Below are 12,523 nucleotides of genomic sequence, written 5' to 3' on the forward strand. Positions count from 1 at the left end.
TAGTGCCGGAATTACCGGAAGTAGAAACTGTCAAAAGAACACTTAATGCCTTAATTACAGGCAAGCAGATACAGAACGTCACCGTCCGGCTGCCGCGGATCATTCAGCGCCCGGATGATATTCAGGCTTTTGCCAGCATGCTGGCAGGCCATACAGTAGTACAAGTGGAACGAAGAGGAAAGTTTTTACGGTTTGTGCTGGATGGCCTGGTGATGGTGTTCCATCTGCGGATGGAGGGCCGTTACGGACTTTATCGGGGAGAGGAGCCCCTGGACAAGCATACCCATGTCATCTTTCATTTTACCGACGGCACGGAGCTGCGGTACACGGATGTGCGCCAGTTCGGCACCATGCATCTGTTCCAGCCGGGGGAGGACCTGCTGCTGCCGCCGCTGAAGAAGCTGGGGAGGAGCCGCTGGCACCTTCTTTTACACCGGAACGGTTCAAGGAAATTGTCTCGGGAAAAAGCACCAAAATCAAACCGCTTTTGCTCAATCAGGAATATGTCGTCGGCATCGGCAATATTTATGTAGATGAAGCGCTGCACCGCGCCCGCATTCATCCGGAGACAGGTGCCAAAGCGCTTACAAGCAGTCAGCTGGATCTCTTGCATCATGCAATTGTCGCTACCTTGACAGAGGCTGTAAATGCAGGAGGCTCCTCCGTAAAATCGTATGTCAACGGTCAGGGAGAGAGCGGAAGCTACCAGCATCAGCTGCTTATATACGGACGCAAGGACCAGCCTTGTGCGAGCTGTGGAACACTGATCGAGAAGACCGTAGTGGGAGGCAGAGGCACGCATTATTGTCCAAGCTGCCAGCCGCAAGCCGGGATCAGCAAGTAAGCGTTGCATCGTAAGATTTGGCACTGCCGGACTGTCGAAATTACGTTAAAGTTGTCCATGCAGCTATAAAAGTCAGGCACTCACTGCCCGTCCCGCCCATATACTGTGTGAAGAATGCTGATTAGAGCGAACGGAGCCCTGCCCTGGAGCCATCCAGGAGGGCTGCCGGTTCTTCACGGGAGGGATTGCGGGTGCTCAGCCCATTTTTTTCACTGCTGCTGCTGGCGTTTGCCCTGAGTTTGGACGGTTTTGGTGTTGGTATTACATATGGGCTGCGAAAAATGAAAATTCCGCTGCTCTCGATCCTGATTATCTCGCTGTGCTCGGGGATCGTTATTTATGTCTCTATGCAGGTCGGTGTGCTGCTGGCCAGGGTGGTTTCTCCGCATGCCGCTTCCAGTATTGGAGCGGTTATTCTCGTCTTGATGGGCTGCTGGTCCTTATTCCAGATGCTTACGCAGAAGGAGAAAGACCATGACGGTGAAAGCCCCGGAGATCAGCACGGGCATGCTGACCACGATGCCCGGCTGGAGACTGCTGCTGCTTTTGCAGGGAGTGCTGCGGCGGCTGAAATTCCCCAGGCGGAAGAGGAGGAATCTCCAAAATCAGCGGTATTCTCGCTGGAACTGCGGCATCTGGGCGTAGTCATCCAGATTCTCCGTACCCCGTCTTCCGCCGATATGGACGCCTCCGGCAGCATCTCCCCGACGGAGGCGATGGTGCTTGGGATTGCACTGTCGCTGGATGCGTTCGGGGCGGGACTTGGAGCAGCCCTGCTCGGGTTCGGTCCGGTGTCTACATCGCTGATGATTGCCCTTTTCAGCGGCACCTTTTTGCTGCTGGGAATGAAGACGGGATTGAAGCTGTCAGGAAGCTACTGGATGAAACATGCCGCTGCACTGCCTGCGTTATTATTAATTGCAATGGGAATAATGAAGCTATTATGAGGTGAGTACATGATTATGGGCTTAACCGGAGGCATTGCCTCCGGAAAAAGCACCGTATCCGCAATGTTTGTGGATAAGGGAGCGCGGCTGGTGGATGCGGATGTCATTGCCAGAGAAGTAATGCTCCCCGGTCACCCGGTGCTGGCCGCTGCCGTACAGCAGTTCGGGGAAGACATCCTGCTGCCGGATGGCACACTGAACCGGGCCAGGCTTGGTGAGATCGTTTTTAATAATTCTGAAGCCCGGCAGAAGCTGAATGATCTGACGCATCCGGCGATTCGCCGGGAAATCAAGAACCGTATGTATGCCTTGGAGCAGGAAGACCCGCAGCGTTTGACCCTTGTAGATATTCCACTGCTGTATGAGTCCGAACTGGACAATCTGTTTGAGGAGATCACCGTAGTTTATGTTCCCCGTGAGCTGCAGCTGGCCCGCCTGATGGAACGTAGCGGCCTGACGCTCCAGCAGGCTGAAGGCAGACTGCAGGCCCAGATGGATATTGAACTGAAGCGCAGCAGGGCCAACTATGTCATTGACAACAGCCGTGATCTGGCTTATGCGAAGCAGCAGGTTGATGTGCTGTGGGACAGGCTGGGTCTGTTATGAAATGGCTGCGTAAAAAACGGGTGCTGCTCCTGCTGTTTATAGGCTTTACAGCCATTTTATTTTTAAGTACGAACTGGATGTCCTGGTTTTATCCCATTTACTATAAAAATGAAATCCGCACACACAGCAACACCTATGAGATTGACCCGTTCCTTGTTGCGGCGATCATCCGGGTAGAGACGAACTTCAAAACCGGCCGTGAGTCCAAAAAGGGAGCAATCGGCCTGATGCAGCTGATGCCGGATACAGCCAAATGGGCGCTTGAAAAGGCCAAGCTGCCGGATGTCTCCCTGGAGCGGCTAAAAGAAGAGCCTTCGGCCAATATTGAGCTGGGTACCTGGTATCTGTCTTCCCTGTCCCGGAAGTTTGAGGGCAACCGCATAGCAGTTATAGCTGCTTACAACGCGGGCCCGGGCAAGGTGCAGCACTGGCTGGATGAAGGTGACTGGGACGGCACTGAGGCTGCGGTGAAGAATATCCCGTTTGGCGAGACTCGTCACTATGTGCAGCGTGTGATTTATTATTACGACCAGTATACGGAAATCTATAATGAGTTTTAACTTGAATGTAAAAAGAAGTATCAAACGGCCAAAAGACCGTTCAATACTTCCTAGGCAAGCTTATGGGGACAGGTTATCTGAACTGACCTGCCAGTGATTGTTCAGCCAGAGTTACAAGACGTTTGGTGATGAAACCACCGATCGAACCGTTTTCGTAAGAAGTTTTATTGCCTTGGTATCCGTCTGGGGAGAGGGTAATACCGAGTTCTTGGGCAACTTCAAATTTCAGTTGTTCCAAGGCTCCGCGTGCGTTCGGAGCTACAAGGTTATTGGAGCTGTTGTTTTGGCTCATTGCTGTTCACCTCCTATCGGTTGGTAACAGTATTATGTGCTGGACTTGCCATCTTCATAACAACAAAAAAACGGTGATTTATGGAAAATAGAATGAACCTCTTCAGGCGCCGGTTACCTGCCGGGCCGGGATGGTACCTATATTGCAAAAGGAAGTGATTAAGCTTATGAAATGCCCTTACTGTGATCACACCAATACCAAAGTGCTTGACTCGCGTCCGGCCAACGAGAATAAGTCAATCCGCCGCAGGCGGGAATGCGAATCCTGCAGCCGGAGGTTTACAACCTTTGAGATGATCGAAGAAACGCCGCTGATCGTGATCAAAAAAGGCGGCAGCCGCGAGGAATTCAGCCGCGACAAAATTCTGCGCGGCCTCATCCGCGCCTGCGAGAAACGTCCCGTCTCCGTCGAACGCCTGGAAGTCATCGTCTCCGAGGTCGAGAAATCTTTGCGCGGCATCGCTTTAGCCGAAGTGGAGAGCCGCCAGATCGGCGAGCTGGTTATGGAACAGCTGTACCCTGTGGATGAGGTCGCTTACGTCCGCTTCGCCTCCGTCTACCGCCAGTTCAAGGACATTAACATGTTCATGAAGGAACTGAAGGGCCTGCTGTCCAAAGGCACAGGGGAGCTGGAGGGATTGTAGTAGGGGCGTGACACCTACTACAAGTGGGGATTCCTGCAAGCGGTCTACGGGTTACTATGGGGGATCATCCAGCGGACATGCCTCTCCGGAGGAAAACAGGCTGCTAATGCTTCCTTATAAAAGAATAAGCCGCCGTTATAATGTGCGGCTTATTCCCAGTGTCAAAGCGTCGTGAGAAGAGGTGAGTAGTGCAAAGCTAGGTGGAAATAGTATAACTAATTTGTCCAATTTGTTGCGTTTGCGGAGTTTAGTTGGATTTTGTACACTTAATTCATGCATATTCATCCGAAACGGCCGCTTTTATCCTAATTAGTGGTACTTTTTCCCACATAGGCTAATCCATAAGGCAAATGAGCTCGATTAGTTGTACTTTTTCCACTTCAGTCATGGACCTCAAAAACATTTTTTAAAAAAGTGTTGACACAGCTCCCGATATTTTATATTATATAGAAGTCGCCTACGAAACAAATGAACAACTAAGCGGTATGAATGTTCCACCTTAAGTCAGTTTTTAGAATACATATTGTAGTTCTAAAACGGGTCATGGGGCCATAGCTCAGCTGGGAGAGCGCATCGCTGGCAGCGATGAGGTCAGGGGTTCGATCCCCCTTGGCTCCACCAATAACATCATATGGACTCTTAGCTCAGTTGGTAGAGCAGTTGACTCTTAATCAATTGGTCCAGGGTTCGAGTCCCTGAGAGTCCATCACAGAAGAAACGGCAGAGATGCCGTTTTTTTGCTATTTGGCGTGCCCAGAAGTACGCATTATCTAGTTGGTGAAAGTCCAACCAAGGGAGGGACCAAGCCACCTTTGTAGCTAGGATGCTTGCATATGGCGAAATCTGTGTGTAAAAGCGCATCGACAAAAGTATCAGTCAGAGACTGGGCGAGCAACAATCCAGGCCGCAACATCAAGTGAATCCTGCCGCGTCGTCAAAAAGGCCCTGCGAAGGGGAACAGAGGGAGCCGAGTCCCGCAACTATGGACGAAGGCCAAGGAAACTGTGCAGAACTTGGAACAGCAGTGAAGAACCCTCCGGCGTAATGGGAACGGCATGGATTGAAAGATAGTGCAGTGAACTGGGGAGACCCTCCCCCACACGGGAGAATTTTTTTTTGTAGGAACCCGTAAAGAGACGCTCTATAAGTCCAGAAGACGAAGTGAACCGTCTGTGGGAAGGGAGTCCGAGGGGCTCATAGTACCGAAGAACCTAAGGACAACATAACCTTAGGGAGGGAAGGAGCCCTGCTTTGTTTATGCTTTTGGAGGAGGTACGAGTGAGTGAATGCCAAAGGGCTAACGACACCAAAGGAAAAAGTTCAAGAACTCCAAGAAAAGCTAGGTCATGCGGCCAAGGAGAACAGCAAGCGTAAATTCCATGCCCTGTACGACAAAATCCACCGCTGGGACGTGCTGTGCGAAGCCTGGAAACGGGTGAAGGCGAATAAGGGGGCTGCAGGAGTAGATGCCGTGACGCTCGCAGATATTGAGGAACAAGGAGAAACAAGCTTCCTCAAGGCTTGCGAGAGAGAATTGAAAGAAGGCAACTACTATCCCCAGCCCGTACGGCGGCACTTTATCCCAAAGAAAGACGGGAAGCTAAGACCGCTGGGCATACCCACTGTTCGCGACCGAGTCATACAGATGGCAACTAAGCTGGTAATTGAACCCATCTTCGAAGCAGACTTCGAAGAAGTCTCTTACGGATTTCGTCCGAAACGAAGTGCGAAAGGAGCGTTGGAACGAATTCGGAAAGCCTGCAACCGCAAAGGGAATTGGGTAGTCGACGTCGATATCCAAGGTTACTTCGACAATATTAATCAAGAGAAGCTCATGAAATTGATACAGATGCGTATCAATGACAGGCGGATCCTGAAATTAATACGGAAGTGGCTACAGGCGGGAGTCATGGAAGAAGGAAACGTAAAGCGATCTGATTTAGGCACTCCGCAAGGTGGCGTCATTTCACCGCTGCTGGCGAATATCTACCTGCACTACTTTGACCGATTGTGGGAGAAACACGGAAGTGGATTGGGAGAGCTGACAAGGTATGCAGACGACTTTGTAGTGGTCTGCAAAACCAAAAAGGACGCCGAACATGCGTATGAACTCATACGCAGAATCATGGAACGTCTGGAACTCACCCTACACCCGACGAAAACCCGAATTGTAGGCTTGTGGACAGGAGACGAAGGGTTCGACTTTTTAGGAATGCACCACCGAAAAACGAAAGCAGAAACTTCTCAAGGGAAGGTATATTATACCACGCAACAGTGGCTAACGAAGAAGGCAGAGGAACGGATCCGAGGCGTGGTCAAAAACAGATTAGCACCGCCGAGCATGCGCTCAAGATCGTTCGCGGAACAGGTGGAATGGCTCAATCCAAAAATTCAAGGATGGAGAAATTACTACTACACGAACTATAGCCAAAAGAGGTTAACTAAGCTGGATTGGTATATTTTGCAGAGATTAACCCGGTGGTATGCGAAGAAGAGACAACGTAGAAGATGGATGAGTTCATTATCTGAGGTTAAGTATATTGCCAACATGTATGGACTGAAAACGCTATTGTGATCTGCATGCCCATGAATGACAAACATCGGAAAGCCGTATGAGGGAAAACCTCACGTACGGTTTGATGAGGAGGGGCTGGTTTAAATCCAGCCCTTTACTCTAGTGAGAGTGAGGGGTTTAGGCAGAGAATGGAGTGGTGAAGCGGGAGACTTCTGCTCTGCAACCGTCAACTCCAATCGTTGACTGCACTGCTATCGCACAATACAAAAGCTCGTCAATGGCAACTGAACCGCCAAATGTAACCCCAACCCCAACCCCAACCCCAACCCCAACCCCAACCCCAACCCCAACCCCAACCCCAACCCCAACCCCAACCCCAACCCCAACCCCAACCCCAACCCCAACCCCAACCCCAACCCCAACCCCAACCCCAACCCCAACCCCAACCCCAACCTTTTGGACAAACCGACGATTCCAACTTTCTATTTTCCAGAGTCCCGACTGTTACGGACCCCATAGCCTTTATTTTCGTTTATGATCACATTTAGCGAGGCTAACGGACCGTACCGCGCTTATCCCTCTCCATCGAACAATATTTCACACGGATATCAGCAAATAACTGCATCTGAGTCCGTAAGATAGACGGAACAGCGTTTTTGGTGGGAATAAGGGCACCTCGGTCCGTAAGGATTCACTCGGCTCCATGAGCTTTATGATGGCTCCAAGAATAACTCCACCCCAACCTCAACTTCTGATCAGTCACCCGCCGACCCACCCATGAACCGGCGAACCGCGAACCTACGGACCCGCGAACCCACCGACCCGCGAACCCCCGAACCCACCCGCCCACGAACCCACGAATCGCGAACCCACGAATCGCGAACCCACGAATCGCGAACCCACAAACCCCCGAACCCCCGAACCCCCGAACCCCGAACCCCCGAACCCCCGAACCCCCGAACCCCCGAACCCCCGAACCCCCGAACCCACGGACCCAATAACCCAAGAACCCACCGACCCGCCGTTACCTAGTTACACTCTCAACTGATAAGTACGATTGCGCTGTTGTCCACCGCTTGCTACATCCAATAACTGCAGTTGGACCAATTCATGTAGGATTCGTCTGGCGTGTCTATCTGTGATTTTGAGATGATACGCGAGCTCCAAAGGTGTGAACGCCCTGAGCAGACGTCTTGCGAAACGCAGTGACTCAGCCTCGAGCCAAGTTAATGTGGAAGGAACATCTGTTGCTATAAATTTTCCTATAAAAGACAGTACCATCTGCTGGCATTGCTTAGGCTCTTCCACAATTGAAGGATAAGCGATGGGGAGAAAGGTCCAACCATCCAGAGCCAGTAAGCAGTGGCGGCGGCATAAATCCTTGAATCTCCTGACGTCCAGATCCCTGGCATGTGGTCCATAACCTTGAATCTCAATCCCGCCTTTCACTCCACCAGGCATATAAGCCAAATCCAGATAGCGGTAACCATTATTGAAATCACGTACTTCTCATTCCGGAAACAGATGATCCAAATTACCGATTACCGGGAACCACACCGTGCGGAGAAATTCAACCGTTCCGTGGCCTAATCCTTTACCGAGTAACTCTTTTCGCCTGTGGTTGCCCTCATTTTCCAGATTGCTGGCTAACCATTCACTGTACTGCTGCTCAAATCTCGACATCCCATGCTCCTCCTTGAACACTCAACTGAGCGTTGATTTTCCCGCAAAAAAGCCGCCTTAACACAATATCCCCGGAATCTAATCGGATGGATAGTGCATTAATAGCGGCGTGTGCTTCACAACCTAATTTTTCATTATATCTCTAACAATACCATATCTCTTGTCCATGCCGAAACCCTAGCCGCACTCCGGCTTGAGAATCATGACATTTTACTGAAAATAAGCAATATTATATATTGAAAACAATTTTTGTATTTTTCAGCCATCAAATTTTCAGTCAAACGGAAGCTAAAGAATTCTGTGATGTACATTAAAGCCACCGCCAGACCTAGCTTCCGCAACAAACTGTTACTTCCCTGAATTTCTAAGCCTGTCTTACGGACATCACAGCCTTTATTTTCGATAATCAACCCATTTTTGCAGAGCTAACGGACCGTACCGCGCTTATCCCTCTCCATCGGACAATATTTCACACGAATATCAGCAAATAACTGCATCTGAGTCCGTAAGATAGACGAAACAGCGTTTTTGCAGGAAATAAAGGCTCCACGGTCTGTAAGGATTCACTAGAACTAGACGAGCGATCCCTATTTGCTGCCGGCTTCCCATCTCAGATTCCAGTGATAATACTGATCCAATTCCTGGTGCCCGCCAAAATATTCTACGAGTCTCTCCACGCTGAAGGTCTCATCATTCTGATTACGGATCATGGCGATGGCGCACATCCCTTTATTATTGTTATGCTCATCCAGCCTGACCTCGATCTCCGGTCCGCCCTGCTGCTTGATGGTTACAAGAGCGTCAGCCTCCGACCAGTTCGTGATTCCCTCATAAATGAAAGCAAAGATAACAATTCTGCTGATTTCAGATAGATAATGGCCATTGATCCGCAAATTCTCGCCCGTGGCTATGGAACCGGTGCGGTCATCCCCATCTAGGGAGATGTAAGGCGGCCTGTTCAAGCTTCCGAAGGATTCACCGAGTGCCTGGACAGAGCCCTTAATGCCATTTTTTAATTCAAACAGACAACCAAGGTCAAGATCGACACCTTTACTTCCGAACCAGCCCGATGATTTTTTCTGATACCAGTTGAGATTGATCAGTATCTCGCCCAGGGATTCCGCCCCTTTCTGGAGACTGATCCTCTCCCCGCGGTTTTTAAGCAAGATGGTATTGAGATTTAAAGGAGGGGCTGGAGTTGATGCTGGTGAAGAGGAGGGCGAATTGTCTGCCTTAGGACGTGACCGCAGCTCTGGGAGAAGAAAGGGGGAGTGCTGCGGTTGAATTACTGGGCTGGTGGGTTGAATTGACGGCAGTATGTTATTAACCTGTATCCCATAACTTTCGCATAGGGCGGCTAAGCCTCCTGCATACCCGGAACCCACAGCGCTGAATTTCCATTCATTATCGTATCTATAGATTTCTCCGGCGACAATGGCGGTCTCTATTGAAAAATTTTTACCCAGCCTGTAACGGAGAAGCTCCTTTCCATCAGCGGCGTTGACGATCCTTAAATACACATCATCCAATAGCGAGAAGTTTTGCAGCCGTTTCTCACCTTCATAAATCGTTAGTGCAAATGCAATCCGTTCGTAGTCTGCAGGTATTTGACTGAGCTCGACAGCGATTTGAGTGTTGTCGGTTAACTCTGTGTAGGCTCTTCTATCGGGCTGCAGTATAGCTACAGATTGGTTCGGAGTAGAAGGATTACCATAAAAAATAAGGTCCTCATCTTTAGAGACCGTCTGGGACGGCGTAAGCAAAAACACAGAAAAATCAACCTCAACCTCAGGTCTCGTATTGTGCCAGCCCATTCCTACTATAATACGGGTAAGGAGAGGATCGTCTTTCGTTAAGTTGCATTTTTGTCCCTTTATTAGATCCAATGTCATCAGAACCAGCCTTTCAAAAGATTAGTAGAGCCTGGATTAATACCTGGAAGAAGTTATCATCTGCCGCGTCTTCCGGCGTCGAGATTCGGGCCGTTCAGGCTGGACAGCATATCCAAGGAATGTTCGTATATACGGACAATATCCTGTACCTTCTGGAACTCCGGGTCGGAGGGACCCAGATTGTCCATGAACATACGCTGGAGGATTTCCCTATAAAAGGAGATGCGGCTTCCGACAAGACTACATTCGTAATCAATGACCTCTTCAACCGAGTGCTGCTGAACAAATTCCATCAGGTCATCAGCCGGGTTATCGCGATACTCCCGCTCATTGCGTGCGGCAATCGGAGTGTTAACATTTTCGAGGTTGACGGTGGAACGTATATCGGAAAAGAGAATACCCTCTTTCGCCAGCATGACCTGAAAAGGCTTGTGCTTGAACAACTCTTGTGCGACAAGAGCGCACATCGCCTGATTCCTCAGCAGGATTCCATCAAAGGGATGAAGAACCCACCCACTGTCATCCCGGTACAGGCTGAACGTGAAGTACTCGCCTCCATACTCATATTTCAGATTAATCGTAGTCTCTGAAGTAAGCTCATATTGAAATGCATCCATTCAAATTTGCGCCTCCTGCTTCTTCTTGTGATTCTATTAGCATAGCAGAATATGGGGAATCTTGGGAGAGAGGATTTTCCGAAGAACGTGAATGGCAAAAATAAAAGACCGCACCTGTGGACTAGCGCGGTCTATTGCTTGTTGATATCGTTATCCGGATACCCCACCCGCATTTTCATAAATATTCATAACCACCTGCTGGATCGGCAGTTCCTTGACCGAAATGTCGGAAAAGCGGTGCTTCCTGGAGATATCTTCGATGAAATCGCTGATTGAAATGTAAGCTGTGTCCACTTCAAGCGTAATCTGAAAATCGGATAGCCTATCGATTACCTTGGTATAGGCATTATCGAAGACGGTGCCCTGCACGGACTCCGTAAAAGCAAAACTAACCCGTTTCTTTTCCCCAGAAATAGCTTCAACTGCTGAAGGGAATCATCAAACACCTTGTCCCCATGGTTAATGACAATGACCCGGTGAGCAAGCTCCTCGACGTCCTCAAGATCATGGGTGGTCAGAATACACGTCATATTCTGCTTTTTATTCATCTGGCGGATGAATTCGCGGATTTTGACCTTGGCGATCACATCAAGCCCGATGGTCGGCTCATCCAGGAACAAAATGTCCGGCCGGTGCAGCATAGCCATGACGAATTCGCATTTCATGCGTTCGCCAAGGGACAGCACTCGTGTCGGCTTTTCGATCACATGCACAATATCCAGCAGCTCCGTCAGCTCTTCCAGACGTCTTTTGAAATCCGGATTGGCGATTCCGTAGATTGCCTTGTTCATATGGAAGCTGTCGATCGGCGGAATATCCCAGATTAGTTGGGATTTCTGACCGAATACGGCTCCGATTTTGCTGACATAGCGCTTTCTGTCCCGGGCAGGCGAATAACCAAGAACTTGAATTTCCCCGCTTGTGGGATACAGCGCGCCGCAGAGCATTTTGATCGCTGTAGATTTCCCTGCACCATTGGGACCCAGAATGCCGCAGATCTCCCCCTGCCCAATGGCAAAGCTGATATCGTTGACTGCGTGGACCACGACTTCTTCGCGCTGGAAGAAGTTCTTCAAGGCCTGCCCCATACCTGCGCCACGCTTATAGGTTTTATATGTTTTGATCAAATGCTGTACATCAATAACCGGCATCATCCGCCTACCCCCTCGTACAATCTGATCATGTGCCAGTAAATCCATACTCCTGCCGCCAGAAATAAAAAGCAGGGTAGAATAGCCGCGTAATCGCTGGCATGCACCCGGCTGAGAAGAGCAGACGCAGGGAGGAAGCCCACCATTCCCACAGGAATGATCATCGTGGCCGCAGCCTGCACAGCCTTCGGAAATATAGGCAGCGGATATTTTCCGATATGAAGCACACTGTCAGCAAGCTCGGAAATTCTCGAATTGCCTACCCATTTGAAGGAAATAGCGGCCATCATCAGCGATAATCCTGCCAGGACCGCGGTCCCTGCGATAAACATCCCGGCAAATTGTAGCCAGAACAAGACCGGAATAGCGCCTACATGCATAGCGGCGAATATGAATAGCGAAACACCGCCCAGAAACAGTCCCACACTATCGATTGAAAAAGTAGTGGCAATAATAAAAAACAGCGGATTCAGCGGTTTAAGAAGAATAACCTCGAAGCTTCCCTCTCGGACATGTGACATTGTGGTCCATAGAACACCACCGAAAATAAGACTCGAAAGCCCGCTGGACATGGTGAATACAGACTGGATTAACAACACCTCATACAAGCCCCAACCGGGAAAACTGGTGCCTGCCCGGTAAATCAGCAGGGTCACCAGCGGAAACAGAATGTTGCCGACCAGCGTAATCAGACTGCTGACGATGAAATTCATACGATAGGCAGCAGCCGACTGTAAAGCGGAATACATACACTGCTTATAAACATCCATATA

11 protein-coding genes, 2 tRNA genes and 2 pseudogenes are annotated in these 12,523 nt (G+C 49.8%); 8 read left to right on the forward strand and 7 right to left on the reverse strand.

What is annotated here, in order from left to right; translation table 11 throughout:
• Nucleotides 1-2 precede the first annotated feature (2 nt).
• The 4 genes and pseudogenes from mutM (at nt 3) to JI735_RS20590 (ending at nt 2,957) form a co-directional block, all read left to right on the forward strand.
• Nucleotides 3-844 (forward strand): annotated as a pseudogene (gene mutM, locus JI735_RS20575) (DNA-formamidopyrimidine glycosylase).
• A gap of 191 nt (nt 845-1,035) precedes the next feature.
• Complete coding sequence (locus JI735_RS20580) at nt 1,036-1,791, forward strand: manganese efflux pump (protein ID WP_039839846.1); 756 nt, start codon at nt 1,036-1,038, stop codon at nt 1,789-1,791.
• A gap of 9 nt (nt 1,792-1,800) precedes the next feature.
• Nucleotides 1,801-2,397: a dephospho-CoA kinase gene (gene coaE / locus JI735_RS20585; protein ID WP_039839845.1), complete on the forward strand. Its 597-nt coding sequence runs from the start codon at nt 1,801-1,803 to the stop codon at nt 2,395-2,397.
• The gene (locus tag JI735_RS20590; protein WP_039839842.1) at nt 2,394-2,957 is read left to right on the forward strand and encodes a lytic transglycosylase domain-containing protein; all 564 of its coding nucleotides are present in this window, start codon (nt 2,394-2,396) and stop codon (nt 2,955-2,957) included. Before coaE ends, JI735_RS20590 begins: the two co-directional genes overlap by 4 nt.
• A 73-nt stretch (nt 2,958-3,030) precedes the next feature.
• Here JI735_RS20590 and JI735_RS20595 read toward each other — a convergent pair whose 3' ends face one another.
• Complete coding sequence (locus tag JI735_RS20595; protein WP_039839840.1) at nt 3,031-3,249, reverse strand: alpha/beta-type small acid-soluble spore protein; 219 nt, start codon at nt 3,247-3,249, stop codon at nt 3,031-3,033.
• A gap of 166 nt (nt 3,250-3,415) precedes the next feature.
• On the opposite strand from JI735_RS20595, the gene nrdR reads away from it, so the two are divergent.
• The 4 genes from nrdR (at nt 3,416) to ltrA (ending at nt 6,467) form a co-directional block, all read left to right on the forward strand.
• Nucleotides 3,416-3,892, forward strand: coding sequence for a transcriptional regulator NrdR (gene nrdR, locus JI735_RS20600; protein ID WP_025703498.1), 477 nt, complete (start codon nt 3,416-3,418; stop codon nt 3,890-3,892).
• 545 nt (nt 3,893-4,437) lie between these two features.
• Nucleotides 4,438-4,513 (forward strand) — tRNA-Ala (locus JI735_RS20605).
• Between the two features lie 12 nt (nt 4,514-4,525).
• A tRNA-Lys gene (locus JI735_RS20610) sits at nt 4,526-4,598 on the forward strand.
• 576 nt (nt 4,599-5,174) lie between these two features.
• On the forward strand, nt 5,175-6,467 hold the full coding sequence (gene ltrA, locus JI735_RS20615; protein ID WP_202676244.1) for a group II intron reverse transcriptase/maturase: 1,293 nt from the start codon (nt 5,175-5,177) through the stop codon (nt 6,465-6,467).
• Between the two features lie 972 nt (nt 6,468-7,439).
• Here ltrA and JI735_RS20620 read toward each other — a convergent pair.
• The 6 genes and pseudogenes from JI735_RS20620 to JI735_RS20640 all read right to left on the reverse strand — a co-directional run bounded on the left by JI735_RS20620 (nt 7,440) and on the right by JI735_RS20640 (nt 12,499).
• Nucleotides 7,440-8,090, reverse strand: a pseudogene (locus tag JI735_RS20620) (transcriptional regulator).
• 587 nt (nt 8,091-8,677) lie between these two features.
• Nucleotides 8,678-9,982: a TerD family protein gene (locus JI735_RS20625; protein ID WP_039834235.1), complete on the reverse strand. Its 1,305-nt coding sequence runs from the start codon at nt 9,980-9,982 to the stop codon at nt 8,678-8,680.
• A gap of 56 nt (nt 9,983-10,038) precedes the next feature.
• A complete protein-coding gene (locus JI735_RS20630) occupies nt 10,039-10,599 on the reverse strand; it encodes a hypothetical protein (RefSeq protein ID WP_039834236.1) in 561 nt (186 codons plus the stop codon).
• A gap of 150 nt (nt 10,600-10,749) precedes the next feature.
• Nucleotides 10,750-10,968 (reverse strand): hypothetical protein, encoded by a 219-nt coding sequence (locus JI735_RS36105; protein ID WP_233475984.1) that lies wholly within the window; start codon nt 10,966-10,968, stop codon nt 10,750-10,752.
• The gene (locus tag JI735_RS20635) at nt 10,929-11,753 is read right to left on the reverse strand and encodes an ABC transporter ATP-binding protein (protein ID WP_233475985.1); all 825 of its coding nucleotides are present in this window, start codon (nt 11,751-11,753) and stop codon (nt 10,929-10,931) included. The genes JI735_RS36105 and JI735_RS20635 overlap by 40 nt, the downstream gene beginning before the upstream one ends.
• Nucleotides 11,750-12,499, reverse strand: a complete 750-nt coding sequence (locus JI735_RS20640) for an ABC transporter permease (RefSeq protein WP_233475986.1) — start codon at nt 12,497-12,499, stop codon at nt 11,750-11,752. Before JI735_RS20640 ends, JI735_RS20635 begins: the two co-directional genes overlap by 4 nt.
• Between the last annotated feature and the right edge of the window lie 24 nt (nt 12,500-12,523).

This window comes from Paenibacillus sonchi (assembly GCF_016772475.1).
Classification (GTDB): domain Bacteria; phylum Bacillota; class Bacilli; order Paenibacillales; family Paenibacillaceae; genus Paenibacillus_AQ; species Paenibacillus_AQ sonchi.